At 50.9% G+C, this 26,122-nt stretch carries 28 protein-coding genes; 11 read left to right on the forward strand and 17 right to left on the reverse strand.

The features are described from left to right. Positions 1–85: 85 nt before the first annotated feature. The 4 genes from pelA to GQS10_RS14115 all read right to left on the reverse strand — a co-directional run bounded on the left by pelA (position 86) and on the right by GQS10_RS14115 (position 7,728). The gene (pelA, locus tag GQS10_RS14100) at positions 86–4,480 is read right to left on the reverse strand and encodes a pectate lyase (protein WP_166243254.1); all 4,395 of its coding nucleotides are present in this window, start codon (positions 4,478–4,480) and stop codon (positions 86–88) included. A 505-nt stretch (positions 4,481–4,985) separates the two neighbouring features. Continuing rightward, positions 4,986–6,386 (reverse strand): hypothetical protein, encoded by a 1,401-nt coding sequence (locus GQS10_RS14105; RefSeq protein WP_166243256.1) that lies wholly within the window; start codon positions 6,384–6,386, stop codon positions 4,986–4,988. 106 nt (positions 6,387–6,492) lie between these two features. Then, positions 6,493–6,711 (reverse strand): cold-shock protein, encoded by a 219-nt coding sequence (locus GQS10_RS14110; RefSeq protein ID WP_166243258.1) that lies wholly within the window; start codon positions 6,709–6,711, stop codon positions 6,493–6,495. Positions 6,712–6,966: 255 nt separating this feature from the next. Beyond that, entirely contained in the window at positions 6,967–7,728 is a 762-nt protein-coding gene (locus GQS10_RS14115) for a YheC/YheD family protein (RefSeq protein WP_166243260.1), read from the reverse strand. Between the two features lie 272 nt (positions 7,729–8,000). On the opposite strand from GQS10_RS14115, the gene GQS10_RS14120 reads away from it, so the two are divergent. Then, on the forward strand, positions 8,001–8,468 hold the full coding sequence (locus tag GQS10_RS14120) for a hypothetical protein (RefSeq protein ID WP_166243262.1): 468 nt from the start codon (positions 8,001–8,003) through the stop codon (positions 8,466–8,468). Between the two features lie 128 nt (positions 8,469–8,596). Here GQS10_RS14120 and GQS10_RS14125 read toward each other — a convergent pair whose 3' ends face one another. Next, the gene (locus GQS10_RS14125; RefSeq protein ID WP_166243264.1) at positions 8,597–8,692 is read right to left on the reverse strand and encodes a dihydroorotate dehydrogenase; all 96 of its coding nucleotides are present in this window, start codon (positions 8,690–8,692) and stop codon (positions 8,597–8,599) included. Positions 8,693–8,797: 105 nt separating this feature from the next. Then, entirely contained in the window at positions 8,798–10,012 is a 1,215-nt protein-coding gene (locus GQS10_RS14130) for a cytochrome P450 (protein WP_166243266.1), read from the reverse strand. 276 nt (positions 10,013–10,288) lie between these two features. Here GQS10_RS14130 and GQS10_RS14135 point away from each other — a divergent pair, with 276 nt between their 5' ends. Continuing rightward, a complete protein-coding gene (locus GQS10_RS14135) occupies positions 10,289–10,480 on the forward strand; it encodes a DUF1272 domain-containing protein (protein WP_166243268.1) in 192 nt (63 codons plus the stop codon). Between the two features lie 208 nt (positions 10,481–10,688). Here the strand turns inward: GQS10_RS14135 and GQS10_RS14140 are convergent, their stop codons facing one another. The 3 genes from GQS10_RS14140 to GQS10_RS14150 form a co-directional block, all read right to left on the reverse strand. Continuing rightward, complete coding sequence (locus GQS10_RS14140; RefSeq protein ID WP_166243270.1) at positions 10,689–11,414, reverse strand: YitT family protein; 726 nt, start codon at positions 11,412–11,414, stop codon at positions 10,689–10,691. Positions 11,415–11,448: 34 nt separating this feature from the next. Further along, positions 11,449–12,660: a mannitol-1-phosphate 5-dehydrogenase gene (locus GQS10_RS14145; RefSeq protein WP_341805071.1), complete on the reverse strand. Its 1,212-nt coding sequence runs from the start codon at positions 12,658–12,660 to the stop codon at positions 11,449–11,451. A gap of 77 nt (positions 12,661–12,737) precedes the next feature. Beyond that, the gene (locus GQS10_RS14150) at positions 12,738–13,400 is read right to left on the reverse strand and encodes an HAD family hydrolase (RefSeq protein ID WP_166243272.1); all 663 of its coding nucleotides are present in this window, start codon (positions 13,398–13,400) and stop codon (positions 12,738–12,740) included. A gap of 502 nt (positions 13,401–13,902) precedes the next feature. Here GQS10_RS14150 and GQS10_RS14155 point away from each other — a divergent pair. The 3 genes from GQS10_RS14155 to GQS10_RS14165 all read left to right on the forward strand — a co-directional run bounded on the left by GQS10_RS14155 (position 13,903) and on the right by GQS10_RS14165 (position 15,708). Further along, positions 13,903–14,082 (forward strand): hypothetical protein, encoded by a 180-nt coding sequence (locus tag GQS10_RS14155; RefSeq protein WP_166243274.1) that lies wholly within the window; start codon positions 13,903–13,905, stop codon positions 14,080–14,082. A 129-nt stretch (positions 14,083–14,211) separates the two neighbouring features. Continuing rightward, positions 14,212–14,583: a hypothetical protein gene (locus tag GQS10_RS14160; RefSeq protein ID WP_166243276.1), complete on the forward strand. Its 372-nt coding sequence runs from the start codon at positions 14,212–14,214 to the stop codon at positions 14,581–14,583. 363 nt (positions 14,584–14,946) lie between these two features. Then, on the forward strand, positions 14,947–15,708 hold the full coding sequence (locus GQS10_RS14165; protein WP_166243278.1) for a TerC family protein: 762 nt from the start codon (positions 14,947–14,949) through the stop codon (positions 15,706–15,708). 356 nt (positions 15,709–16,064) lie between these two features. On the opposite strand, the gene GQS10_RS22940 is transcribed toward GQS10_RS14165, so the two are convergent. Continuing rightward, on the reverse strand, positions 16,065–16,172 hold the full coding sequence (locus GQS10_RS22940) for a YjcZ family sporulation protein (RefSeq protein WP_207952271.1): 108 nt from the start codon (positions 16,170–16,172) through the stop codon (positions 16,065–16,067). Positions 16,173–16,505: 333 nt separating this feature from the next. Here GQS10_RS22940 and qoxA point away from each other — a divergent pair, with 333 nt between their 5' ends. Genes qoxA through qoxD form a run of 4 tightly spaced genes read left to right on the forward strand, consistent with a single transcriptional unit; the run spans position 16,506 to position 20,386 of the window. Beyond that, positions 16,506–17,519 carry a cytochrome aa3 quinol oxidase subunit II gene (gene qoxA / locus GQS10_RS14175; protein ID WP_166243282.1) on the forward strand — a complete coding sequence of 338 codons (1,014 nt, stop codon included), beginning with the start codon at positions 16,506–16,508 and terminating at the stop codon, positions 17,517–17,519. Then, a complete protein-coding gene (gene qoxB, locus GQS10_RS14180; RefSeq protein WP_166243284.1) occupies positions 17,509–19,488 on the forward strand; it encodes a cytochrome aa3 quinol oxidase subunit I in 1,980 nt (659 codons plus the stop codon). Before qoxA ends, qoxB begins: the two co-directional genes overlap by 11 nt. Continuing rightward, positions 19,478–20,083 carry a cytochrome aa3 quinol oxidase subunit III gene (gene qoxC, locus GQS10_RS14185; RefSeq protein ID WP_166243286.1) on the forward strand — a complete coding sequence of 202 codons (606 nt, stop codon included), beginning with the start codon at positions 19,478–19,480 and terminating at the stop codon, positions 20,081–20,083. Before qoxB ends, qoxC begins: the two co-directional genes overlap by 11 nt. Continuing rightward, positions 20,084–20,386 carry a cytochrome aa3 quinol oxidase subunit IV gene (qoxD, locus tag GQS10_RS14190; protein ID WP_166243288.1) on the forward strand — a complete coding sequence of 101 codons (303 nt, stop codon included), beginning with the start codon at positions 20,084–20,086 and terminating at the stop codon, positions 20,384–20,386. It begins immediately after the preceding gene. 172 nt (positions 20,387–20,558) lie between these two features. Here qoxD and GQS10_RS14195 read toward each other — a convergent pair whose 3' ends face one another. Then, positions 20,559–20,801, reverse strand: coding sequence for a hypothetical protein (locus GQS10_RS14195; protein ID WP_166243290.1), 243 nt, complete (start codon positions 20,799–20,801; stop codon positions 20,559–20,561). Positions 20,802–20,970: 169 nt separating this feature from the next. Between GQS10_RS14195 and GQS10_RS14200 the strand changes: the two genes are divergently transcribed. Next, a complete protein-coding gene (locus GQS10_RS14200) occupies positions 20,971–21,270 on the forward strand; it encodes a hypothetical protein (protein WP_166243292.1) in 300 nt (99 codons plus the stop codon). Between the two features lie 16 nt (positions 21,271–21,286). After that, a complete protein-coding gene (locus tag GQS10_RS14205; protein WP_166243294.1) occupies positions 21,287–21,643 on the forward strand; it encodes a spore coat protein in 357 nt (118 codons plus the stop codon). A 120-nt stretch (positions 21,644–21,763) separates the two neighbouring features. Here the strand turns inward: GQS10_RS14205 and GQS10_RS14210 are convergent, their stop codons facing one another. The 6 genes from GQS10_RS14210 to GQS10_RS14235 all read right to left on the reverse strand — a co-directional run bounded on the left by GQS10_RS14210 (position 21,764) and on the right by GQS10_RS14235 (position 26,007). After that, positions 21,764–22,795, reverse strand: a complete 1,032-nt coding sequence (locus GQS10_RS14210) for a sucrase ferredoxin (protein WP_166243295.1) — start codon at positions 22,793–22,795, stop codon at positions 21,764–21,766. A gap of 158 nt (positions 22,796–22,953) precedes the next feature. Continuing rightward, on the reverse strand, positions 22,954–23,280 hold the full coding sequence (locus GQS10_RS14215) for an SMR family transporter (RefSeq protein ID WP_166243297.1): 327 nt from the start codon (positions 23,278–23,280) through the stop codon (positions 22,954–22,956). A 31-nt stretch (positions 23,281–23,311) separates the two neighbouring features. Next, positions 23,312–23,881: a TetR/AcrR family transcriptional regulator gene (locus GQS10_RS14220; RefSeq protein WP_166243299.1), complete on the reverse strand. Its 570-nt coding sequence runs from the start codon at positions 23,879–23,881 to the stop codon at positions 23,312–23,314. A gap of 25 nt (positions 23,882–23,906) precedes the next feature. Then, a complete protein-coding gene (locus GQS10_RS14225) occupies positions 23,907–24,305 on the reverse strand; it encodes a DUF5360 family protein (protein ID WP_166243301.1) in 399 nt (132 codons plus the stop codon). Between the two features lie 176 nt (positions 24,306–24,481). Then, on the reverse strand, positions 24,482–25,363 hold the full coding sequence (locus GQS10_RS14230) for a hypothetical protein (protein ID WP_166243303.1): 882 nt from the start codon (positions 25,361–25,363) through the stop codon (positions 24,482–24,484). A gap of 191 nt (positions 25,364–25,554) precedes the next feature. After that, the gene (locus tag GQS10_RS14235; protein ID WP_341805072.1) at positions 25,555–26,007 is read right to left on the reverse strand and encodes an SRPBCC domain-containing protein; all 453 of its coding nucleotides are present in this window, start codon (positions 26,005–26,007) and stop codon (positions 25,555–25,557) included. Positions 26,008–26,122: the final 115 nt, after the last annotated feature.

Here is a 26,122-nt window from a genome sequence, read left to right on the forward strand (position 1 = left end):
AGATTTTATTTTACATAATTAAAAAAATTGCAAAAAGCCCCCGCAGCGCCTTAACGCCGCAGGAGCTCCCGCATCTTTCTCGCTCTTAGTTGTTAGGGTTCCAGCCCTTCAACACATTCTCGATCGTGTACTGCTTCGCTTCCTCGTCGGTAAGCTGTCTTCTCGACTCGTTGACGACTGCACCCGGACCGAAGTTTTTGTATTCGAAGAACCGTGCATCCTTCGCCGAGAATCCGGACATATCCGTCCAGCCTTCCGGATTGATATGCGCGCCGAGGTACGTGTTCATGTACACAACGCTGGCAATCGCATCCGGGTTGCCGCTTGGGTGCCACGGACGGCCAAGGTGTACCGTTCCCGCAGCCGCATCGCTTTCCAGACGGCTGTTTAGGATCAAATAGCCGTAAGGCTCTGTAATCATCGTGCTAGCGGCCGTTACATAACCGTTATTCGTATCGGACCCGCGGTTATAAGAGTAAATTGTACACTCCTCAAATACCGCTCGCGCGCCGCCGAAAATAAAATCGACATCGCCTTCGATGTAGCACTGGTAGAAATACTGCGTTCCGCCGTTCGTGTACAGCGTATCCTGGTTTCCGATGAAACGGACGTTTTTGAACGCTTGGCGCTCACCGCGTGTATACACGGCTACCGCCTGCTTACCTTTGGTGTCCGTATTTTCGTCAAAGGAATTTTCAAACGTCAGGTTTTCCGCAGTAAAATCGTTGCCGTACAAGTACACACTTGCGCTTCCGCTTGTACCGAAGGTTCCGCCTTCTGGACGCTCCCTGCCGGCATAATTGTCAAACGTGAGGATCGTGCCCGTGCTGCTTTCTCCGATAAAGGAAATAAACGGCTTATCGGCAGGCACTGTAATCACTTCTTTATACGTCCCATTCTTGATGAAAATTTCCACGCGATCGGTATTGTCCTTCGGCACCGCGTCTACCGCCGCTTGAACCGTAGTGTAATCGCCCGATCCGTCCTTCGCTACCGTCAGCTTGCTCGGCAGCTGGTTCAATTGCTCCGTCAAATCATTCACCTGTCTTATCTCGCCGGACACAAGCGTTCTGCCCCGCTGATCTTGAGATTTCGGCGTCTCCGCCGCTACAGCGTAAATTTTACCAGCGAAATAACCGGTTGTCGATGCCGTTTCCAGCAGCTGCTTCGCGTAGCTTCCGCCCCACGAGTAACCGTTTCTGCGCTCCTCCTCGATCTCTTGGATGGTGCGCTTAATGACGCCATCGCGGCCGGAGAAAATCGGCAGATTCGTGCCAATTTCGTAGAAGCGGTACCAAGTGTCCGATTTCGTATCCTCGACGAAGTACTTACCTTCCGGATCGGCGCTCACATAACGAATACCCTCCAGCTTCACCTCGTCAAACCATTCCAATGCAGAGCGTACAGCCTGCTTGATTTCCGGCGTCTGGTCCGGACGCGACATCAGGTAACGAACGATGCCCACGGATTCCATTGTCGCGACAGACGGATGCTCGTAGATACGAGCGTACATTGCTTCGTACGTATACGGGTCATGCTGTCCGCCCCATGCCGTCAGCTTGCCATTTGCTTTGATTTGCGATTTCAAAATATAGTCGAGCCCGGATTGAGCCGCTTTTTCCAAGGAATCGTAGTACTTCGGATCAAGCCAATCTTGATCGAACGGATATTTTTTATTCAAAATGTCGTCGATCAGATCCAGCACCTTGATCATGGCGCCATCATTATACGTGACAAAGTTCGAATACTGGACGCGATCACCTTCAGCGCCACGCTTCGGATACACCTGCGGCCAGCCGCCGGTATCGTACTGCATCGTCAGAAGGAAATCGAGGCCCTTCTCAACGCTCTGCTTCAGCTGCTCCTTGCCGCTTTCCCGGTAAGCCTGGGCAATGAAGCGAATCTCGTTCGTCGTTGCGTTATTGTCGATCGTACCGAGCTCGGTCACGCCATCCGGTCCAAATTGCGACGTGCGTTTTTCCTTGCCGTCCCAAGCGCGGTCGTACGGCATGGATTTCGTCCAGCCACCGTGATCCATTTGCCACGAGACATAGTTTTCCGCCTGCTTTACCGCTGCTTCCAAATCGCCGGAGAAGGCCTGCTGCTCTTCCTTCGTTGCTTCCTCCAGCGGCTCAACCGTTTCAAAAACGACCACTGTATTGCCGTAACGGTTCGTTGCCAGCGCCGCTTTGCCTACCGCAATCTCTTTGGTAAGATTCGGCGTCAGCGTCGCCCAGCTTCCAGTCGGCACACGTAATGCGATGTCATTATAATCGAATTTGTCGAATTTGCCGTTAAGCGTAACAGCTACCACGCGATTCGATATTGCATGCACGCCCGCGATGTGCACTCCGCTGGCCGCTGCATCCCCCGCTGCCGGTGCAATCTTCGCCAGCAGCTCTTCCGCTTCGCCGCGCGTTAACGGCGCCTTCGCACCAAAGCTGCCGTCCGCCTTCGGCGACATCAGCTTGCCGCCAAGCACCGCGCCAACGATGCCTTTGCTCCAAAGCGGGATGTCTCCGCCGTCGGAAATCCCCTTCAGCGCGGCATCGTTCGCCTCCAGCTTCAGAAGGCTTGCCACCATCGCAGCTGCTTCCTGACGGGTCAGCTGACGATCCGGATATACGCCGCCGTCAGGCTCTCCTTGGATGTAGCCGGCCGCTTTCGCCGCCTTCAACACGTGAGCGTCCCACTCGTCAGCGGAAACTTCCCATACGCGGTCCTCGCCGGATAGCCCCTTGTACTCTTCTTCATAGTGGAAATTATACGCTTCGTTAATCATTGCCATGAAAGCAATCCGCGTCAGCGGCTGATCCTTCGCGAGCTCCGCCTCCGAAGCAATAATGCCTTCCGAAGTGAGCTTCTTCATCTGCAGACCGCTTAAGATTTCGGTCAGCTCAACAGGCTGGATCTCAATCTGAACCTCGCCTCCGCCATCAGGCAGATTGTGGATGCGCAGATGGTCGATGTTGCCGCCGCCGTTCGCCGCTACACCGGTTGCCCGGATGATGTTTGTACCGCCCTTCAGCACGGCCTTTGCCGCCGTCGTTTTGTACTCTGTCCAGCCGCCGGTCGGCAGGAAATCCAGCTTTTCCATGACAACTTCGCCATTAACCTTAATTTCTGCCGCACGGTTATCGGTACCGCCATGACCGTAACGGAATTCCAGTGTGTACTCGCCATCGGCAGGCACTTCAGTCGTCCATTCGATAAAACCACCCGGTGCGTTCGGGTTGTAATCAACGAACCCGCTTCCGGTGAAGCCCGGGTGCTTGTTATCGATTATCGCAGCGGAAATTTCCGCTTCTTCCGCCTCGTAAATCGTATCCACGACAGAGTAGACGTGCAGATGATCCACGTTCGCTCCGCCCTCCGGCGCGGTTGCCGTTAAGCGAATCGTATTTTCACCGGCCTTAAGCACAGCCTTAGCGTTCGTGTAAGCGTAATTTACAAAGTCTCCTGTCGATAAGAAATCCAGCTTTTCTACCGCGGTCTCGCCGTTAACCTTCACTTCGGCATGACGGTTATCCGGCTTGCCCTGCGAATAACGGAAGCCGAGTGTATACTCACCGTCCGCCGGCACGGTCACCTTCCATTCCAAGTATCCGCCCGGTGTGTTCGGGTTGTAATCGACAAAGCCTGTTCCCGTGAAGCCCGGATGCTTGTTGTCCACAACGGTGCCCGAGCCTTCGGCATCCTCCGCCTCGTAAATGCCCGGCTTCGATTCCGTAGACGCCTTCTCCGCAGTCGGCTCCTTCACTTCCTGTGCCGGCGCCTGAGCAGCCGGTTCCTTCGCCGGTTCCGCCGCTGCCTTCTCCACAACAACCCGTTCGCCCGTATACGCTTTTAAATTATCAAGATAATGGCTTTTGGCACTGGATCCCGGTGTGTAGGAAACGAAGCGTCCGATCGATGGAGCGCTTTCATAGAAAGCGGCATTGTCTGCCTTCAATTCGCCGTTTATGTAAACATCGGCCGTTTGCGCCGCCACATCCGCAACCACGGCAATCGTATACCATTGGTTCGCTTCAATCGGCAGCAGCTCGGTAAAGGTGTCATCCCCGTTCCGGTAGCTTAGGCCGTTATTTTTCGTTTCGATAATGACCGCAGTCTTGGAGCCATCCTCGCTCTCCAGTCGAATGACCTTCGCCGAGTTTCCAACTGCCGGCTGCATAAAGTCTGCTTCAAAGGTAACCGTTCCCGTTTGCGGCGCAAACGTTTTGGCAACCGTAATTGAGCTCTTGCCCGGATCTTCCAGCAGAAGGCTTGGATTTGATCCGTTCGGGGCTGTCGCCACCTTTACGGCGCCCTCTTCTTCCTTCACCGTAAAGCCCTCAGGCTTTGCCCCTGCGGTTGCGGAATTAAAATGCTCATCCAAAAGCTTAACGCTATCCGGTGCTGCTGCCAAAGATGCGCCTGGAAGCAGCTGACCTGCCATTGCAGCGATTAAAAATGCAGAAATAATGTTATTTTTCTTCAACGTTTTTCCACCCCTGGTTTCGTATTGTAACAAGCGTTCCTTGGAGTCTTACAAAGCTGCCTGACTACATGACGATGACGAAGACGCTGCTTTCACCCCCATATTCCAACTGTATTGGAAACGCTTTATTTTCCTGCTGTATGTTTGAGGTTACCCCACGAAAAACGGATCGTCAACACGTGTCAGCAATGACCTAAACAAATGATTATCGTGATTATGGCAGGAAAATTGCAGAGGCGTGGCGGTCCGTTCACAAGAAGGGAGTGAACCTTTAGGTCAGAACAACGACATTCGTTCACCTTAACGGGTTGGCTGTGATGTTGAATGAGGAACCCTGAATGATTGCCAAAAAAGGGGATGAGTAAAGTGAAGGCTGCATCGGGCCGAGTGATGGGAAAATAACAAAGAGACGCCGGCAGGGCGAGCCGGCGTCTCTTTGTTGATGCCCGGGAGTCTGCCCGGGCGATTTGGGTAAGCGGGCGAGGGGGAGTGTTCCTCGCCCGGGCTACATGAGGAGCATGGCGGCGAGCGTCGTCGCCAATAAGCCGATGACTACCGGCTTCAGGTTCCGCCGCGCCAGCTCGAAGGGGCTTACGCCGCAGATGGCGGCGACTGGGATAAGCGCCCATGGGATCAGCGTCCCGCCGCCTACCCAAATGGCGGCCACCTGTCCCAAGGCGGTAAGCGTCGCCGCTCCGCCGCCAACGGCTCCCGCAAACATTTGCGCGATCGATCCGGCCAATGAAATGCCCGAGAAGCCGGACCCGTCCAGGCCGGTAATCGCGCCGATCACGGTAAGCGTCACAGCGGCAACCGCCTCGTTGAGCGGCACGTTCTCGGCAAGGGCAACGCCCAGATCATTCACGATCCCATGCGAGCCTGCCGGAAGCTGCTCGCCGTATAACGAGGTGAAGGCGGCGTCCCCCAGATAGAAGAAGGCCGCGATCGGAATCACAGGGCCGAACACCTTAAAGCCGAATTGGAAGCCCTCGATTAAGTAGGATGTCGTCTGCTCCAGCCCTTGGCTGCGGTGCGCTAGCAGGGCGACGGCAATCAGAATAACGATTGCCGTCCCTCCGACTAAAGCCGTGGCGTCGCCTCCCTGCAGCTTAAATGCCAGCATGCATGCCACATCAACGGCAAACAGCAGCGGTACGAAGATCGCCGCAGCAATTTTCGCCCGCCGGGAAAGCAGCTCCGGCTGAACCTCGAGCTGCTGGGGTGCAGCGGCCGTCTGCTCCACCAGTCCGTCGTTCCATCTGCCATTCTTAATATCGCTGCGCATCATCCAAAATGCCGCAATCGTCGTGACAGCACCCATAATGATGACAAGCGGAATGCTCGCCTCCATCACTTCTCCGACGGGAATGCCCGCCGCATCGGCCGTCAGCTTCGGCGCCCCTTGAATAATATAGTCACCGGATAACGCGATGCCATGCCCAAATAAGTTCATAGCCACCGCTGCACCCAGCGCCGGAAGCCCTGCCCGAGCTGCAGCCGGCAAAAGCACGGCGCCGATCAACGCTACCGCCGGAGACGGCCAGAAGAACAGGGAGGTGATCATCATTAGGAGACCGATCACCCAAAAAGCCTGCCCCGGCGTACGTATGAAATACGTAAACGGCCTTACCATCATTTCATTTACACCGGTTCTTATCAGGACCCGACTCATCGCCACGACGATGGAGATGATGAAAATCGTGGCAATCAGCTCTTTTGTTGCGTAAATAAAGCTGTTAAAAATACCGGATACGGATCCGCTTAAGCTTTCCGTTGCAATAAACCCAAGCGCAAATATTCCGACAATGCATATCATGCTCGTGTCGCGCCTTTTGACCAGCAGCGCCACAATGAAAATAATAAAAATTAAGTATACCCAGTGCAGCGAGGTCAGTTGTACAACCAACAAAATCACCCTCTCGCGAGATGCAATATAGAAATTTCTATATCGTATGCTTGCGAGAGGGTGGGCGTTCGCTCATAAGGTCCGGCTTTCCTCTACCGATTTACGTTTATTTTCCCTTGGCAGCCATCTGCCACTGATTGTTGTTAAGAACAGGTAAGCTCTTCATGCTTTTCTCCATCGGCGATTGGCATCTCCAGCAGGTCGGAATGGTTTCGAATGAAAAATCCTCTCTCATCCACCCATTGCAATCATCCTGCGTACAAGACCAAACGGCGGTCATTTGGTTCGGAATTTCCTCAGCCTGATTTTTTTTCGAGTAATACATGTAGGAACGCCCCCTCTTTTAAGATCAATCCACCGCTGACCGAAAACGCCTAAAAACAAAAAATCACATACCGTAAAGTAACCTTAAAAACAGTAGTCCCTTTACTATATGTGAATTTATCCTGATATATGGTCACAGCTTCTTTATTATACCATGGCAAAAGGGTTAGGATCAAATGAAAAGGCAATGTATTTTCCCAGGAACAGAAGAAGCCCCGGACTAGCCGGGACTCCACTCCAAAAACCGCTGTGCCGCCTATCGATCGGATTGCAGCCTGCGGATTCTTTTCATATATCGGTCTACCTTCCGGTAACGTCCGCGATCCTGATGATGCTTGAACAAATCGTAAAACGGATTCGTGTTTACTTCAATAATCCAAATTTTTTTGTTCGTGTCAATCGCCAGATCAATCCCCAGCCGGCGGCAGTTTTTGAATTTACGGTTAAACTGCCGCGCAGTTGCAAATCCGAGCGAGCGCATTTCTTTACGAATCCGCCTAATATCCGCTTCATTCCAACCGATACTGCGCAGCGATTTGCTTAGCCCAATCGGCTCTCCGCCGTTATTAAAGTTCGTCACAACGCGGTTACCGGTCGCCATTTTCCCGATAATACCCATGAACTCCCATTTGCTGCCGGGCTTTAGCATAAGCAAACGGTAATCAATGGCACGGCCTTTCACGCGGATCAGCCGAATCCCCTTCTGGATCAAATATTTCCGGTTACCCGTATGCCGGAATACCGTTCGCCGAATGCGTGATTTTGAAACATGAAAAGATCGTCTTTCCTTTTGCACATAGTAGCTTTTCTTTCTGCGTGAGACCTTCATAATATTATTCCCAAACGACCCAAATACTGGCTTAATAAATACCGTGCGATACCGCCCCAGGTATCTTTTCAAACTTCTTCTTGTTAACATATTGGTTGGAGGGAGATGGCGGGAAACCTTCCGACTTCCAATTAACCCAAGGTGTCTTTTCCATTTGTTCTTTACATGCCACTGCTTTTTCCGTAACAAATCTATAAACCTCCCATCGCCTCTTCGGATTGGTTCATCCCTTTATGGATATTCCGCAACTCCGCGAAGCGTATGGACGGACTGTCTACTGCATTTGTCCCGATTTGGGAATCATTCGGGGATTTTCGACAACTCTTTTCATGGGGAAGAGCCAAGCGATTTCCGGCGGGGAAATTTTTGCCTATGATTTGGAACATTATTCGCTTTCGATTCGTATAGTAAGTAGCCGTTTCGTTTTGCCTGTTATTAACGAATGGGAGAGAGGTTTTCTTATGAGTCCGAAACGAATCGTCATTGTCTGCACACTAGCCATTATCATTACCATCAGCGCCGGCAACCGCGAGCTGGAAAATGGCGTGAGCGCATGGACGGCCCTCGGCATAAACGATAGCGCCAGCACCGATGAAGCCGATGCAAAAGCCAGAGCTAGCGGGGTTGCTTCCCCAGCATCCGAGAAAAACAATACGAACCATGAACATAACCTGTTTTATGAATTAGTAGGAAAAGCGACGGAAGAAGAGGTGCGGGATGCCCTATACAACGGTCATTCTTTAGCCGAGTTGGTGGAACAGAACAGTCAGGACCCGCGGCAGCTCGTCCAGCTGCAAGTGGCTCAGCTGCAGGAGCAGCTCATCTCGCGCGTGCGGCAGGGAACGCTTTCATTGGAGGAGTTCCGGGCCATACAGCCGGAGCTTGAGTCCTTGATTACGGAAAGCGTGAACCGGAAGATGGTCGGCTGAGTAAGTCAGCGACACCACATCAATTACATAGAAAACCCGGCCGATTGGGCCGGGTTCTTCTTGTCTTACGACCGTTAAAAATAGAAGCACCCAGCTTTAGAAGCTGGATGCTTTATGGTGAAGTTCAATTAAAATGCGAATACTGTACGGCTGATGATAACCAGAAGAATGAAAAGAACCAAGATCGTACCTGTATTTGTCCAACCTGCACCTACTGCTGACATTGTGCATTACCTCCTTGAATGTCTTTGTTTTTCCTTACGCTACATCCTATGGCGGGCAGCATTCGGGGGTATAGACGTTTGCACCGGTCCATCCGCCTAATTTTGTCAGCGGCCGACCTGAGCCTTCTCCTTCAGCAGAAGCGGCAGCTTCTTATAGCCAAATACAAAGGAGCCCGGGCTGCGGGTCAACGATTCACTTTCGTCCAGCGCTGCGGAAGGAACGCGGTCTAAAAAGCGGTTCAGCGCAATGGTTGCTTCCAGCCGGGCAAGCGGTGCACCCAAGCAGAAATGAACGCTTTGACCAAAGCCCATATGCGGATTCGGATGACGGTCAATGATGAACTGCTCCGCATTGTCAAATTTACGCTCGTCCCGGTTGACGGAGCCCAGCCATATGACGACGCCTTGTCCGGCTTTGATGCTCTGTCCCTCCACTTCCGTATCCACGGACGCTACACGGCTGATGCTTTGGATCGGCGAGCTGTAGCGCAGCGTTTCCTCAATGGCCGGCGCCAGCAGATTGCGGTCCTTACGCACACGCTCCAGCGACTCGGGATGCTCCAGCATCGTCCGCATAAAATTGCCCAGCAGATTGGTCGTCGTCTCATTGCCCGCCACCAACAGCAGCAGGCAAAACTCCAGCAGCTCCACCATATCCAGATGCTGATCGTCGATCTTGGCCCGCAGCAGCTCGGATACCAGGTCATTACCGCCCGGATTGGCCCGGCGCTCCTCAATGACATTTGTAAAATAGGCATACAGCTCGCCGATAATTTTCATTTTCTCCGATGCCAGCTGCGCCTGCTTTTCTAAGTTTTGATCGTCATTGCCCTCCACCAGCTTATCCGACCACTCTTTAAAAAGGTTACGATCCTTCGTCCTGATGCCAAGCATTTTAGCAATGACGATAACCGGCAGCGGGAACGCAAAATCCATGACGAAGTCCATTTTGGGCTGGCCCTCCAGCCGGTCCAGCAGCTCATCGGCGATTTGCTCAATCCCCGCAGATTGATTCTCAATGGATTTCTGGGTGAACGCTTGAGTTACCAGTGCACGGTAGTGCTTATGCTTCGGCGGATCCATGCCTAATAGGCTCAGTGTGCCGCCCGTCCCACCCTGAGAAGAAAAAGCCTTATAGTTGCTGATCACAGCTTGCGCCGTATCGTAACGAAACACATCCCAAACATTACGCTCCGGGTCAAAATGCAGTCCACCCCGGCTCCGCATTTCACGGTACCAATCAAAGGGGTTGCCTGCCTGACGCAGTCCCGTTGGCGTTGTAAACGTAGAAATCCCTTGCTGCTGACCCTCGTTGTTCATTCCATAATTCCCCCTTCAAGCTTCTATAACAATGTTAGGGTTCCCAAAACAGGGGATATTAACCAAACCGCTAAGGTTCAGCAGCATCCTCGGTACAGCAAAAGCCTAAGCTCTCCTGTGAAAGTTCGATGCTGGCGGCGTTCCCTACGTATCCAATTAACCCGTCAGGCCACTCGCCCATCTGACCCCATTCGAGGGATCCAAACTGCACCTTATAATAAGCCGGCCTCCGTGATATATTGCTCCTACAAGATCATTCAAGGAGGGCCTTTTCCAATGGCATTAGAAATGAGAACCAAATGCGAGCGCTGCAGCACTGCTCTTGAGAGTCAATCCATCGCCTATATCTGCGTTCATGAATGTACATTTTGTTTGCCTTGCACAGAAGAAATGGATACCATTTGTCCAAACTGCGGGGGAGAGCTTGTCCGGAGACCACGGAAGCCGGCAAATTCCTGTACGCTCTGAAAGCCTATGGGGGTAATCATATAATTTGCAAAGTTAAACATTCATGGTTTTAATCCCCAAACACATCATCCGCACTTAACTTAAGTCAAGGCAACATACGTCACCTAAATACAAAGGAGCTCACCAAGCCGCAAAGGCCATGGTCAGCTCCCTCTATCTTCGCAATCAAGCTCAAAAACACTCCTTATCACCGCCCCCCTCGCACTAACTATGCTGGGCGATTTTCAACCGCCGACCCGGCAGACTGTACATCCTCCAACTTCTTTCTGACGGTTCGCAGCTCCGCCCGGTTCACACTTCTGTACCTTCCTTTGAACCTGCTGATCATCCAAGAGGTCACTACGATCGACAGCGCCGAGCAGGCTGCTTTCATAATTCCGATCATCGAGAAGCTGATTAGCAGCACTATAAAATCGAAAACGAAATTTACAATACCGGGATTCCATTTATACTTTTGATGCAGGTATAGGGACAAGATATTGGCCCCCCCGAAAGAGGCTCCTCCCATAAATAAGACACTTACCCCTAATCCGATAAAGACACCGCCAATCACTTCACCCACCAGCATAGGCAAATGCCAGTCAGGCAGCAGCGAACCGAGACTTGCCAACCCGGACAATATAACGGAAGCTGCGATCGAGAGCAGTGTAAACCTAGCCCCCATCCGAACCCAGGAAAAAACAAAAAACGGGGCGTTGACGCCAACGAACAAGACACCAAACGGCAATCCCCACAAATACGAGAGACCGAGGGAGAGGCCGGCAGTTCCCCCGGTTACCGCCTGTGCTTGCTTCAAAAACAAGATTCCGACTGCTGTAAGCAAACAGCCTAACAGCAGCGTCAGCGGAGTTTTCAGCCGCAGCCTTTTCAGTAGTCTAGCCGTTGTAACGTTTACCGTTCTAAGGATCAGTATGACTTTCTCTCTCTTATCCATCTTCATCCACTCCACCCGGATTTCCGTTATACCACTATATCGAAGCCTCGCTCTTTTCGCCGGACGCCGAAGCCGTTTCTCTCGTTCCTCGGTACGTTTGCTTCAGCCGTTCGTAATTCGAGGCGATTTGCCAGTACATCGGATGATACTCCTTTATCCCTGTGCAATTGCCAATCGTATGATGAATGCCTTTCTTGCGGATTTCACTCTGGAGCTTCACCGCTTCCGCATCCTCCGAGTAATCAAAAAGCAGGGCGGCAGCCATCGCAGCAGCCAAATGCGAGCTTTCCAGCCCAAAACGGTCCGCTTGCAGCGCTGGCCGCACAAGCCGATCGTGATACGAAAGCTTACGGATCGGGGAACGGGCCACACGGACAATACGATCCGTCAACCGCGGATTCGCAAACCGCTCCAGCGTCTTTTCAATATAAGTTTGCTGCTCCGCTTCATCGAACCGATGCTTCCTCACGAGCACTTTTCCTGTTTCTTGGAGCACCTGACGAACCTTCCGCTTCACATCATCGTTCGTCATCGCCTCTTGAATCGTCTGATGCCCCTCTAAATAACCGAAGTACGCGGCACAGCAATGTCCGGTATTGACCGTAAACAGCTTCCTTTCCATAAAAGGCTCCAAAGCGTCTGCATACTGCACTCCCTTAATCCCCGGAAAGCCTTCCTTTATAGCGGAGCGGTGAATTACCCATTCATAAAATGGCTCCACCTTCACGGCCAGCGGATCCTCCTCGAAGGCTTGCACCGGCACAATCCGATCGACAATCGCGTTTGGAAAGGCCACGGAGGCATCGGCCTTCTCCTGCTGCTCCGGAGATAAAAAGCGGTATACCCACTCCTTTAAGAGTGAGCTTCCGCCCATTACATTTTCACAAGCAATCACATGAAGCGGACCGTTTCCGATTTGCACACGGAGGGCCACTCCGCCGGCTATGACCTCGGCGATATCCGAAAGCGCAGCCGCACCCACGGCCGTTGTAACAACATCGCTTTCCGCGATCCGCTTCATCACCTCCTCACGGTCATCCACATGCACTGCCGTTATATTGTTAACCAGCATTGTTTCGCCTTTTTCACTCGCGAGCTTTACCGTGTACTGCCGCTTCTTTTGCAAAAGCTGAATTTGCTTTTTATTGCGGGCCACAAAACAAATCTCGTAGCCGCTAAGAGAAAGCAGCTGTCCAATAAAGCCCCTCCCAATATTTCCTGCTCCAAAATGTACGGCCTTCATCATACTCTCTCCTCCCCTACCCGTTAATTACATCGATCAACGACTCCTATCTATTTCCGAATATTTTATCTATCTTCTATTTATCTTCCGATTGGATTTACAATCAGATCTTTAAGCTCCAAATCGAGCAAAGAGCTCAGCCTGCCCCCGCGCGGCTCAAATGGCAAACTGGCCGTAATCGTATTCGGGATATACAGGCAGTGCAGTCCCGCCGCCTCCGCCGCTTTAGCGCCGTTCGGGGAATCTTCAATCGCGACCGCCTCATTCGGCTGTACACCAAGCGCCGCTGTCGCTTGAACGTACAATTCTGGGTCTGGCTTTACCCTGCGGACATCATCCGCCGTGCGGATACACTCAAAGTAAGGCTTCAGCTTCAGCCGCTCCAAGTATTTTTCCACCCACGCTCTAACAGAGCTTGAAGCGAGCCCGATTTTCAGCCCGGCAGCCTTCGCTTCGTTTAAATATCGGACGACGCCCGGCCGGATTTCCTCTTTCTCCATCAGAAGCGAATGACGCTGTTGAACGGATTTTCTGAATTCCTCCCGATCGATCGGCAGCTTTAAATCAGTCATGAGGTACTCGTACGGGTTAAATTGGTGGAGACTCGTACCGATGCATTGCGAGTACATCTCTAGCGTCAAATCGACGCCATACTCTCGGTATGCCTCCTTAAAAGCAGCGTACCAGGCCGTTTCTGTATCAATAATCGTCCCATCGAAGTCAAAAATGATCGCTTTAATCATACTTTCTTCTCCCTTCTTGGCAGGCCCGTCGTGCACCCACCTCAGCAAATTTTTGTAGTGAAGTGTTACGGTATGCTGACCGCGGCGGCAAGGCAAGGATGGGGAGCAGCCAAAAGAAATCGCAAATAGGACCCTTGGAAAGAGGGTCCTGACTGGAAATAGAATGTGTTGGATGAATGACCCATCTTTGCCGACGGACAAAGCGGAGCGCCCAACTGCGGCACTTCCCGCCTTATACTGCTCTGCAAACATGCTCACGTTTTTTACCTGTGGTAAATTACGTTATAGTCATCGTAACATAGCGTAACCTTAATGTAAACATATATAACATAATTTTGTCGTATCTTTGTTGTTGGACCTTGTTAATACTACGAAACTAACGTAATAACAACATAAAATAGGCGGTTGTTGACTTGTCACCACATTAAAATAACATATATCTAACATAAAGGTCGGACTGCCATAGTATTTCTATTTTTTATCAGCCGCCACCCTGGCCGGAGTGTTGAAATTAAAAAACGAACGTGTAATCGCTCGCGATGAAACCGTGGCCTGCATTGTAACCGGACATCTTCTAAAGGATCTTGATGCTTTGCAGGAACTATACTCGATGGCACCCTCTGATCAAGCGCCCTTAAACAAAATGCGAATCGTAGAGCTGCTGGTGGAAGAGACGCTCTAGCCCCCTCCTTTTTATACCATCGAATTGTTTTCCAAAACTGCCATTGGGTTACTGGAACAATTTCAACCATTGTTGTATAACTATTGTATAAGGCTTGTACAATAATAACTACCCACTGGAGGAATAAAGATGTCTGCAAAATTATTAGATGAAAAAAACCGTATTATTGAAATTATTTGGGATGGGCTTGTAAGTCCTGAGCAGGTCGAGGCTGTCAACCAGCAGGTGGAGAAATTTGCGAAGCAGCTCGGCGGCCGATTTGACGTTCTTGTCGATATGAGAAGCGTAAAAGCATTTCCACAGGATACCAAGGAAAAGCTTGTGGAACACCAGAAGCTGCTCAAAGATTGGGGCATGTCTCGTGCCAGCGTAGCCGTAGGCGGAGCCATCGCCAAGATGCAGCTCAATAGAGTCGCCAAGGAATCCGATCATCAAACGGAATATCAGTGGGAGAGCTACGAGGAAGCTTTGCAATTTTTAAGAGGCTCCACTGTTCAGTAAGAAACGGGTCCAGCTTCGTCGTTACGGCGTTCTTTTGGTAAACCGCCATCCAAAAAATGTGCACTTCCCTTTAGTCACCTAAATACACGTCTGAACATATGCTGTAGCATAACAATTGAATGATCCTCAAAGGGGAGTAGCTGTACAGCAAAGTCGTCATTTCGTGGCGGAGATTATGCGCCTCCGGCTTTGTTGGCAACGATGAATACCATTGTTGTTAGCAAGACCTTTGCCTCATAGGTAAAGGTCTTTTTTGGCTTCATATCAAGCCTTTACCGTCCATGGTAAAGGCTTTTTTACATGATATCGGCCTCGATAGGGGCTTTCATTCTTCAAACTACACTAGCACGGGAGGACAATGATATGGATCTATGGGCGTTATTGGAATACACTTGGGTATTTCTTCTCCTTATCGGCATCGAGGGGCTTGCCGCAGCCGTACACGATAAAAATTTGAGAATAACGACGGGGCAGCTTATCGGAACCCATCGCAAAAAAGCTGTTTTTTACGGTGTAACCGGAGCGTTTCTATTTCGTCCTGCTGCCTTAATACTCGTCGTTTTTTCCGTCTCATGGTGGCAGACGCCGTTCATCGGCTCCGCTCTTCTGCTAATTTCGGCAGGCGCCGGCTTGGCCTTATGGCTCTACCAGCAAAAACTCACCGCCGGCCTTACGGAACAGAAAAGACCGTTAAGCTACAGGGAAATGTTATTCCGCTTGGATGTCCGAAATCTCGCCTTCGCCTTATCCACTATTTTCGCAGCCGTCGCGGTAACCCTTACCTTGCCCCCTTCAGGGTTTCCGCGTTTTGGCGAACAGGATACTCTTGCGCTTCTCATGCTGCTTTTTACGGGACTGATCGGGGCGATATGGGCAAGCCCAGCCGGAAACATGTTCCGAAAGCTGCTTCGTCATTACTCCAGTCTGCAAAACAGCTTCTATTGGGCATTGGGCTGGATCGGCTTCCACCTGCTGCTCACCGGACTGTCCAATCCGGCGTCCCCCCTTCCTCCGGGGGATTTCACCTTCGCCCATCAACCATGGTGGAAGCTTACCTTTTACTGCATTCTCCTGCTCATTCCAGCCGCAGGCATTATGCTTTCGAAAGCCAGACCGGGCAAATAATGCTGCTTGTGATTTATCAAGACAAGAGAACCTCTTAAAAAAAACGGCCGAAAGCCAAAAGAGAAAGATCCCGAGGTTTTTTGGCCGTTTTATTGTTATCTTACGAATGGCGGCAAAAAAGGGCCGGTCCTAGGAGCTCGAACATCTCCCACCGACCCGGCCTTTTTCATTTAAGAAGGGTTAATTAAGCACCGAAAAATACTGTGCGGCTAATGATAACCAGAAGAATGAACAGAACAAGAATTGTACCTGTGCTAGTCCATACGTTTCCAACTCCGCAGCTGCCAGCTGCACCTCCAGCGTATGCCATTATCGTTTCACCTCCCCCAACCATTGGAAAAGAAGCTCTTTAGTTATTAGGAGAAGAATACAGTGCTGCTAATGATAACTAACAAAATAAACAAAACTAAAATCGCACCTGTCGACGTAAATCCGCCGCCTACTCCACCTGCTGCGTATGCCATCCCATTCACCTCTTTCCTCGGACTACTTTATCCTATGTAACCGGTCTCCATAGGGTTTGGGCAAAGAAAACGGCAATCAGCCTAATCTTTTCCCCCAATCTCATCACGCATAGGGCACGGCTCCTGCACACACCAAAAACTGCCGTTCACGATTTCGACGATTTACCTTACGAGTTCCGTCACAGTTTTAACCGATCTGTAACAGTTTCACCTCGCTTAGCATGCTATCATCTTCTCCATGGAGATATAAATCACACAAACACAAATTTTTTTTGAACAACTTGTGAAAAAATTCCCAAGCAAGTCCCTTTGGGGTAAAGGAGATGAGACAAGATGAAATCCCGCAAGCTGTTATACCCATTAATCGCTATCGTTCCTGCTCTGCTGCTCAGCGGCTGCAGCACCGATATGGTCGTCTTTGAACCGCAGGGTCCCGTCGCAAGAAGTATTATGGAGCTGATCAACTGGTCTCTTCTTTGGATGCTGCTGGTTGTGGTCGTCGTATTTAGTCTTTTCGGTTACATCGTATGGAAATATCGCGAACGGCCGGAAAACAAAGACTACGAGCCGCCGGAAGAGCATGGGAGCACATTGCTCGAAATCATTTGGACCGCCATTCCGATCCTCATTGTTATTGCACTTACCATTCCTACCGTTCGGACACTCTATGAGCTGGAAGAGGTACCGGCGGGTTATGAAGATAAAAAACCGATTACCGTTCACGTGACCTCGGCCGACTGGAAATGGATTTTCAGCTATCCGGAGCAGGGCATCGAAACAGTGAACTATCTCAACATCCCGGAAGATACTCCGGTACTGTTTAAGCTTACTTCCGCAAGTACCATGCAGTCGTTCTGGGTGCCTGCGCTGGGCGGCCAGAAGTATACGATGGGCAAGATGGAAACCGAGATGTACCTTGTCGCCGACAACCCGGGCTCATACCTTGGCAAGAACACCAACTTCAACGGCCGCGGCTATGCTGATATGGAATTTGAGGTACTGGCACAAACACAGGCCGATTTCGATGAGTGGGTAAAAGAGGTTCAGCAAACCGCACCGAAGCTGAGCGAGGAAAAATATGAAGAGCTGCTCAAGCCGACGCATCTGGGCCGCTTGACCTTCTCGAATACGCACCTGGCATGGGTAAACCACGCCGAACCGGATTCCAAGTCGTACACCAATCCGGAGCTGTATCGTTACCACGGATATCAAGGAAAGATTTTTGAGGAAGAAGACAATTACAAGAACAAAGACAATGCGCAGCCAAACGGCACAACGCAAGACGGCCATAGCGGCCATGATATGAAGCAAACACAACCTAGCGGAGGTGAACACCATGGGCATTAAATGGGATGAATTTTTCATAACCGGCGATCCGCTTATTCTCGGCGCGCAAATTGCCATTCTGCTGACAATGGTCGGCGTCGTTGCCGGACTTACGTACTTGAAGCGCTGGAAATGGCTGTGGACCGAATGGCTGACCACCGTTGATCATAAAAAAATCGGCATTATGTATATTTTATCTGCCGTACTCATGTTTTTCCGCGGCGGCATGGACGGCCTCTTAATGAAGGTCCAGACGTCGCGTCCGGATATGGAATTCCTCAACGCGCAGCACTACAACGAAATATTCACGACGCACGGCGTCATTATGATTTTGTTTATGGCGATGCCGTTCCTGATCGGCCTGATGAACGTCGTCATCCCGCTGCAAATCGGCGCACGCGACGTTGCTTTCCCGCAGCTGAACGCACTCAGCTTCTGGCTGTTCTTCAGCGGCGCAATGCTGTTCAACATCTCGTTCGTCATCGGGGGCTCCCCGGATGCCGGCTGGACATCGTACTTCCCGCTCGCGGGTAAAGAATTTAGTCCGGGCATCGGTAACAACTATTATGCGGTTGCCCTGCAGATTGCCGGGATCGGTACTCTGATGACGGGGATTAACTTTATCGTTACGATACTCAAGATGAGAACCAAAGGCATGACGCTGATGAGAATGCCGATGTTTACCTGGACGTCGTTCATTACATCCATTATTATCGTCGCAGCCTTCCCGATCTTTACCGTAGCGCTTGCTTTGATGACCTTTGACCGCCTGTACGGAACGCATTTCTTCACCTTGTCCGGCGGCGGTATGGATATGCTGTGGGCAAACCTGTTCTGGCTGTGGGGACACCCTGAGGTATATATCGTTGCCCTACCGGCATTCGGTATTTTCTCCGAGGTCATCTCGACCTTCTCGCGCAAAACGCTTTACGGCTACAAATCGATGGTCGTTTCCATCGTTGGTATTGCTTTTCTTAGTATGATCGTGTGGGTTCACCACTTCTATACAATGGGCGCAGGTCCAGCCGTCAACTCATTCTTCTCGATAACGACGATGATGATTGCGGTGCCGACCGGCGTGAAAATGTTCAACTGGCTGTTCACCATGCGCAAAGGCCGCATCAAAATGACGACCGCCATGCTGTGGGCGCTCGCTTTCGTACCGTGCTTTGTCATCGGCGGCGTAACCGGTGTTATGCTTGCGATGGGCGCGGCGGATTACCAGTATCACAACACGCTGTTCCTGGTCGCGCACTTCCATTACGTGCTCATTCCAGGTGTAGTATTCGCCGTATTCGCCGGCCTATACTACTGGTGGCCAAAAATGTTCGGTCACATGCTGAACGAACGCCTTGGCAAATGGCATTTCTGGCTGTTCACGATCGGCTTCAACGTGACGTTCATGCCGATGTTCTTCCTTGGCCTAAAGGGCGCCGTAAGACGCGCATACACCTTCTCCGAGGAATCCGGCTTCGCGCCGCTGTTCTTACTATCGGCAATCGGATCGATTATTTTGGCCGCGGGCTTTGCGGTGCTCTGCTACAACATTTACTGGAGCATGCGCTATGCCGACCGCAACATCCCGAGCGATCCTTGGGACGCAAGAACACTCGAGTGGGCGACATCTTCTCCAGTGCAGCATTATAATTTTGCAAAGCTGCCGGAGGTAAAAACACTTGACGCTTTCTGGCATATGAAGAAAACAAACGATCCTTATTTAACGCTGAAAAAAGAAGAAATCGAAGAAATTCATATGCCGAGCAACTCAGGTCTTCCGTTTATCATGTGCGTTGTTTTTGGAATCGTCGGCTTCTTCCTCGTCTTTGAATGGCATATTGCCGCCCTGGTTGCAGCGGTCGGCATTCTGATCGGTCTGGCTGTCCGTTCGTTCGATTACAACGATGGATACCATGTACACAAAGAAGAAATTGAAGAGACCGAGCGTGAATGGAGAAAAGGAGAAAAAGAGGTGAATCGTTATGTCGGCTAATGTAAACACGTCGCTTCCCCTGGAGTACCAGACCGAGCAGAGCCGCATGAACATTCTCGGCTTCTGGATTTTCCTTGGAGCGGAAATTGTCCTCTTTGCCACATTGTTCGGCGTCTACGGCGTACTGTACGAGCGTTATGCAGGCGGCCCGACGCATCAAGATATTATTATGATCCGTGAAGTCCTGATCCAAACGATATTGCTGTTAACGTCCAGCTTCACCTGCGGCATCGCGATTTTTGAAATGCGCCGCCATAACCTGAAGGGCTTAATCACGTGGCTCGTTATCACACTGCTGCTGGGCGCCGGCTTTCTCTTCATGGAAATTAAAGAGTTCATGCACTATGTGCATATCGGTGCAACGATGCAAACGAGCGCGTTTTTATCCAGCTTCTTCGTTTTACTTGGAACACACGGATTGCACGTCACCATGGGCATTGGCTGGGCGATCCTAATCATCATCCAGCTGCTGCGCCGAGGCTTAACGCCTGTCACCGCTCGTAAAACGTTTATTATCGGGCTGTACTGGCACTTCCTTGACGTCGTTTGGATTTTCATCTTCACATTCGTTTACTTGAAAGGATTGGTGTCCTAAATGGAGCATAATCAAAAGAAATTTCCCATCGGCCACCTGTACGGATTTTTGCTGTCGCTGCTGCTCACCTTCGGAGCTGCGATTATTGCTTTAAAAACGTCGTTATCCTTCCAAACGATCATGTGGATTATCGGCTCTTTGGCCGTCGTGCAGGCGGCGCTGCAGCTGTTCATGTTTATGCACGTGAGCGAGGGCGAGGATAAAAAAGCGCAGCTTATAAACATCGCTTACGGTGTATTTACAGCCGTAGTGATCGTGGTCGGCTCGATTTGGGTCATGTCGTTCGGGAACCACATTCACTAACAACTTATCAACATTGAAAAAACACTTTCATAAGCTTGCATAAACTAAAAAAAACGAAAAAAGGAAGCCAGCCCGATTTGTTTTATGTCGGAGGCTTCCTTTTCCCATTTTAAACGGTATTCATTACGAATACCGCCTTCACGCATCGTTCGCGCGCCATTCATTCCATCATTTAATGCACCCGATGTCCATCCTCGCGCTTCGTATGTTCCGATCCTTCAATCAAGGCAAGGAAAATCCCGAACACGAACAAAAATGACGTACCGAACACAATTCCAAATCCGATACTGAACAAATATTCCGCCGTGTCACCGTTTCCAAATATACTGGCTGCGAAAAATGCAATACCGATCAAGAAGCTTATCGCCGAAATAAGGTTCGTTACCTTGATCGTTTTTCTCTGATGTGTATTCATGGCAACCGCTCCTTCTGCTTTTATTATCCATTGTATTCATGTTCACACTTTTGTCAATTGTTTTGTCAAAAAAACGCCACATTTGGGCATTGAGCTTGTCCGGATATTTTGCTTCCCGCAAGGAACGCTAACGTTGTTTCACATTCCAGAAGGGAAAGGAGCAGCCCCAATGCCGCAAAACCAGACGCAAAATCAAACGCAAGACCAGCAGCAACAGCAGCCTGTGATGCAGCAGCCTCCGCAAGTCATTACAACGAAGGATTACCTTTACTTGAAGGATCAGCTCTCCTGGGAATTGATCGCCATGAAGAAATGCCGGCATTTTGCCGCAGAATGCATGGACACCGAAATTCGCGATGCCATTGACAAAGCAGGCCAAATGCATCAGCGCCACTATGAGCTTCTGTTAAAGCATCTGCAGAATAACAACACTGCCGAAATGCAAAAAGTTCAACAGCTTCAGCAATAGAAAGGAGAGAGCGAAAATGAGCCAAAGCCAAAACTCGCAAACGATTAAAAATCCGAAGCCGCCCTATGAGCCAAAAGTGAAAGGCCCGGAGATGAACGACCGTGACCGCGTGAACGATGTGCTTGCCCTCGAAAAATATTTAACCGACAGCTTTAACGTCTCCGCCCGGGAAGCGAGCCACCCAAGCCTGCATGAAGACATCATGACGGTGCTGAACGAGACGCATCAATGCCAATATGACATGTACCAGCTCATGTTCCGCAAGGGACATTACAAGCTTGAAGCCGAGGACCAATCCAAGCTGGATCAAGCGCATAAGCAGTTCAGCAATTATTCGTCCCAATTCCCTTATCAAGGCTCTATGCTGCAATAACGGCTGGCTAGTTCCTAACAAACAAAAAGACGTGAACAAGGTGGTTTTCACCCGTTCACGTCTTTTTACGACGTTCCGCTATTCCTATCTCCTGGTTACGATCCAGGTCCCACAATGACATCACGACGAAACTTCTGTGTTCAGCCGCTTCAGCCCTGTCACCTTGTACTGCTTCGCATGACCCGGCTCTCCGCCGCAGCCGCCGGTCGGTACCGTACCGGAAACCGCAACGTCGGCCTCATAGACTCCTGCCTTCCCCCCATCCGGTGACCGGAAATGGAGACGGACAGAAGCTGAACCGTCTTCCTTCTTAACAATCTGCGCTTCCTTCTCATACTGGATCCAATCCCAGCCCTCCAGAAGAAAAGCCTCCCGCTCCACCGGTTGGGCCAGCGCACCAATCGCACCCCAGCCGCGATAATTGCGGAATAATTCCTGAAACGAGCCTTCACGCAAAATCAAGGCAGGCAGCTGGCCCGGCTCCACATGCGCCCAATAGCGCCCTTCCGGGAAATCGATCATCGTCGGCGCGTAGCGATGTCCTCCGATGTGGCTTGTGCGCCATACTCTCACCGCGCCATTGGACGTATGCATATATCGTTGCTCGATTTCCTTGTACAACGGAACCCCGAGCTTGCCGCAGCATTGATCGCGGGTCCCATGCGTACAAACGAACAAATCCCTCACACCGGAGTCTGTCACTGCGTACGCGTCGTATCCCTCAAGCTCGCTTCCCTCTTCTGCCAACGCTCGAACCAGCCCCTGCAGCTTTTCCTCGGGGATCACATATTCCCGCTTCTGATACGATGCACAGAGACCCGACACCGGCCTATGGAAATGAATCACTCGCCGAAAGCCGGCCGCCGTGGCCACTGCTTCCGCTTCCGAGACAAAGGCAAGAAATCGGAACGCATGGCCTTGTTCCGCGAGGGCCCCAAGAGTCTGCTGCAGTCCAGCCGGAAAATGTCTCGACTCCTCCACTCTGCTCAGCCATGGCATCGGAACCTCGACGAAGATATAGTTGTGATGAGCCGGCGCGCTGCCGACCGGATCCTCCTGGTTCAGCCTTGAAATCAGAGCGCATGAGCCGCTCACGCTGGGAGAATCGTTCTCCTTTCCTTCCAAAGAAGAGGGTTGAGGGTTTGTTTCCATGGATACCTCCTGCTGCTATTATAGAAGTTTTTTCACTGCGTCTTCGAGGACCAGCGTTTGCTTAGGATCAATAGAATGATAATCATTATCACCAAAATCTATTGTATCGAAAAAAGCATCCGCTGAGAAGCTAGAAGCCGAGGAGGAAGCTTCTATTTTTAATGGGCAGGCCCTCGCAAGTTCAAAATCACCACTCCCGCAATAATCAGCACGATACCGATTACTGTCGGCATACTCATCGTTTCCTTCCATACGATTACACCGATCACCGCGGTAATCGCAGTGCCGACCCCCGACCAGATCGCATACGCAATCCCGAGTGGAATTTGCTGCAGCGCAAGCGACAGCGAATAAAACGCCAAGCCGAAGCTTGCCGCTGTCGCCAAGGTCGGATACAGCTTCGTAAACCCTTCCGACGCCTTCAGCATCGACGTGCCGAAAAGCTCGCTCACAATCGCAATAGCTAAAAACAAATAGGATTTCACAGCGATCCTCCGTTCTTGGCCAGATGCGCGTTTAATCTGCCGCCTTTTCTAACGGAAACACCCCGTGCAGCAGCAGATCCACCATCTGGGTCAGCTTTTTTTCAAGCAAAAGACCGTTTGGATTGAGTGCTTCCTCTTCCATAAACTGATACAACGAGCCGACATACATTTGAATAAACACTTCAATATCAAAACGGCGGAACATTCCGTTTTCCATACCTTCCTGTACCATTGCGCGCACCCGGTCCCAGCCCTTATTCATGTAATCATCCATGACGACCCACTGCTCAGGGTACATCCGCTTAAATTCATTTAGCAGCTCCACATTGGCAAATGCGAATCCGCGGGGCATAACAACCAAGGCCTTTTTCAGCTTTTCCAAGGGGTTTAGTCCAGGATCTTTGACGACCCTAAGCTCCTTCTCCCTCATATCTAATATCGCGCGATCGACAATATAACCGACTAATTGCTCTTTTGACTCAAAATACTGATATAGCGTCTTTGTGCTGATCCCGAGACGAGCCGTCAGCTCGCGTATCGAAAACTTCAGGCCGCGCCTCGACATCACGTAGATAGCCGCCTCTGCGATCCGATCCCTCATTTCAATTCACTCCGATTAACCCTTTTTACAAGTCAGCATACCCTTTTCGCATCAGCTTTGGCAAATAAACGAGCGGATAAACCATGAGCAGCAGATTCGGTACCCACCACGTCAGATCATAATCGCCGCGGATACTCCAAAACGCGATCGCCTGCAGCCCCGAGCAAAAGGTTAACGTCAGCGAAATGATGCAGAGGGGCACCGCCAGCGGCCTCCTTTTATAAAAGAAATACATGCTTGCAAATCCGGTTATGGAAATAAACAAATCCAGCGGCAAAAACGAGACATTCCACGCAACGAGCAGCTCGTTACGGTAATCCTGATACTGGTATTCCTTCGGAATGACATCGAAAAACACAACCGCCCAATACAGCAAAAAGCCCGCATCGGTAATCCACATGAACGTTTTCAATCCACGATCCATCCTGTTTCTCTCCCTTTGTTAATGAAACATTCCTTGGTCAAAAAATAGAGTTCAGAAAACAAAATAAAACGTTTTGTTTTCCTTGGTTTCCAGAGTACAAAAAAAGGCCGCTCTCGTCAAGCGGCTTGTCAAAGCGGCCCCCTAGAAAGGGAATGCCGCTTTCATCATTATAAATCTTATAAATCCATTGATTTTAACAGCTCATGATCCTTATCGTAAAAGGCTTCCTTCACCGGTTCGTAGACGCCGTCTTCTCCCAAGCCAAAGGTGAACTCGATAAAGCCGATCCAATCCGGATGAGAAAAACCAATCACCGGCTGCTTCGTGACGATCTCCTGCTTCCCGTCCTGATCGAGATCCGTAATGGTGTATTCGATCATCGGATCGACCCACGTCCCGATGTGATTTAACCATTTTTGCAGATCCTGCTCGTCCATCCCCTCGTAGGTTTTCGGGTCCAGCGGCAGCATCGCGGTCAATCCGGACTGCACATCGGTCAGCTGCGCCTTGAAGCCGCCGGTCGGCGTAACGCGGAAGCGGTCTTCCGGGCTGTCGGACGCGGCATAGTCAAAAGGATTATCCACAGCGAATATCGGCTTCCAGACCACTCCCGTCTGGAATGCGGTTAACCCGACCGCTCCGGAAGTACCGGTGTTGTAACGGTACACCAGCACCTCCAGACGTCCGTCACCGTCCAAATCCTTCGTTTCCAAGGAGGCTCCAGCCCCATATACGCCGTCGTCCGGCTGCTCGAGTACCGCAAGCACTGCTTCTCCCTTGCGGAGGCTCCAACGCAGCGGCTCTCCCGTCGCCCCCTGCTCAAGCAGCAAATCGATCTGCGCTGCCGCACCGTTCTCTTCGTCAGGCAATGTAATCGATTGCAGGAGGCGCTCCCCTTGTTCGTTACGCTTCGGTTCTGCTGCACCATCGTCCGGCACAGAAATAGGCGCAGACACCGGCGGAATCGCTGCGGGAAACATGCTTCCGCTTCCGGACGACAGCAGTCCTACTGTAATCAACAGCCCCAAACCCGCTCCAATAAGCAATAACTTGTTCATGCTCCTCTACCCTTCTATCGGCTTTTCCTATTAGACGGTCTGGGTACCCGAAAGGGTGCAGCAGTCCCTTTAAAAATGTCACTGCCACAACCTCCTCCATGCGGATGCAAAAAACAGCCCCGTTCGAAGGAGCTTCCTCCGAAAGAGACTGTTTTCAACAGCTGGATTATGATAATTCGCGTAATCGGCTCTTACCAGCCAAAATCCAGCGTTTTCCCCGTTTCCGCTACCGTCTTGATATTGCTTAGGATCATCCACCAATGGATCTTCGTATTTTCAAAAGAAGGATGCTCCGGCGTCCACTGATCGTTCACGAGCGTCAGCTTCGTGCAGCCGCCGACCTGCTCCAGCCGAAATGTGACCCGCGATTCCAGCTCGGCATGATTCTCATGGTAAGACGGTCCCGGATGCTCCAAATAGCTGAGCTCTTCATTCGGTACAACCTTGAGCAGCCTGCCGTAGACATGAACGGTTTCATCTCCATCGGCACCCGGACCAACATAGGCGTAATCTTCCCCCTCTTGAAAGGAAGCACTGCGGATCACGCAGCCAAAAAACGTCTTCTTCGTCCCCTCCGGACTGACCAGTGTGTCCCAAACCACTTCCGGCGCTGCACCGATATAAAATTCATACTTCAGCTCCACTTTGCTTCCTCCCCGACTTCGTTTTTCAACTATTTCTTCAGCAATGACAACCAAACGCCACATTCCCAACTTCTGCTTTGCACCTATCTATTTCCAATTTATGTGCTACTATAAT

The sequence above is a fragment of the Paenibacillus turpanensis genome (assembly GCF_011421635.1).
Lineage (GTDB): Bacteria > Bacillota > Bacilli > Paenibacillales > YIM-B00363 > Paenibacillus_AK > Paenibacillus_AK turpanensis.

Coding starts and splice junctions, on each gene's coding strand:
- GQS10_RS14110 (WP_166243258.1), bottom strand. CDS start 6,711: ATGTATTACTCGAAAAAAAATCAGGCTGAGGAAATTCCGAACCAAATG.
- GQS10_RS14120 (WP_166243262.1), top strand. CDS start 8,001: ATGAGTCCGAAACGAATCGTCATTGTCTGCACACTAGCCATTATCATT.
- GQS10_RS14125 (WP_166243264.1), bottom strand. CDS start 8,692: ATGTCAGCAGTAGGTGCAGGTTGGACAAATACAGGTACGATCTTGGTT.
- GQS10_RS14130 (WP_166243266.1), bottom strand. CDS start 10,012: ATGAACAACGAGGGTCAGCAGCAAGGGATTTCTACGTTTACAACGCCA.
- GQS10_RS14135 (WP_166243268.1), top strand. CDS start 10,289: ATGGCATTAGAAATGAGAACCAAATGCGAGCGCTGCAGCACTGCTCTT.
- GQS10_RS14140 (WP_166243270.1), bottom strand. CDS start 11,414: ATGGATAAGAGAGAGAAAGTCATACTGATCCTTAGAACGGTAAACGTT.
- GQS10_RS14145 (WP_341805071.1), bottom strand. CDS start 12,660: ATGATGAAGGCCGTACATTTTGGAGCAGGAAATATTGGGAGGGGCTTT.
- GQS10_RS14150 (WP_166243272.1), bottom strand. CDS start 13,400: ATGATTAAAGCGATCATTTTTGACTTCGATGGGACGATTATTGATACA.
- GQS10_RS14160 (WP_166243276.1), top strand. CDS start 14,212: ATGTCTGCAAAATTATTAGATGAAAAAAACCGTATTATTGAAATTATT.
- GQS10_RS14165 (WP_166243278.1), top strand. CDS start 14,947: ATGGATCTATGGGCGTTATTGGAATACACTTGGGTATTTCTTCTCCTT.
- GQS10_RS22940 (WP_207952271.1), bottom strand. CDS start 16,172: ATGGCATACGCAGCAGGTGGAGTAGGCGGCGGATTTACGTCGACAGGT.
- qoxA (WP_166243282.1), top strand. CDS start 16,506: ATGAAATCCCGCAAGCTGTTATACCCATTAATCGCTATCGTTCCTGCT.
- qoxB (WP_166243284.1), top strand. CDS start 17,509: ATGGGCATTAAATGGGATGAATTTTTCATAACCGGCGATCCGCTTATT.
- qoxC (WP_166243286.1), top strand. CDS start 19,478: ATGTCGGCTAATGTAAACACGTCGCTTCCCCTGGAGTACCAGACCGAG.
- qoxD (WP_166243288.1), top strand. CDS start 20,084: ATGGAGCATAATCAAAAGAAATTTCCCATCGGCCACCTGTACGGATTT.
- GQS10_RS14195 (WP_166243290.1), bottom strand. CDS start 20,801: ATGAATACACATCAGAGAAAAACGATCAAGGTAACGAACCTTATTTCG.
- GQS10_RS14200 (WP_166243292.1), top strand. CDS start 20,971: ATGCCGCAAAACCAGACGCAAAATCAAACGCAAGACCAGCAGCAACAG.
- GQS10_RS14205 (WP_166243294.1), top strand. CDS start 21,287: ATGAGCCAAAGCCAAAACTCGCAAACGATTAAAAATCCGAAGCCGCCC.
- GQS10_RS14210 (WP_166243295.1), bottom strand. CDS start 22,795: ATGGAAACAAACCCTCAACCCTCTTCTTTGGAAGGAAAGGAGAACGAT.
- GQS10_RS14220 (WP_166243299.1), bottom strand. CDS start 23,881: ATGAGGGATCGGATCGCAGAGGCGGCTATCTACGTGATGTCGAGGCGC.
- GQS10_RS14225 (WP_166243301.1), bottom strand. CDS start 24,305: ATGGATCGTGGATTGAAAACGTTCATGTGGATTACCGATGCGGGCTTT.
- GQS10_RS14230 (WP_166243303.1), bottom strand. CDS start 25,363: ATGAACAAGTTATTGCTTATTGGAGCGGGTTTGGGGCTGTTGATTACA.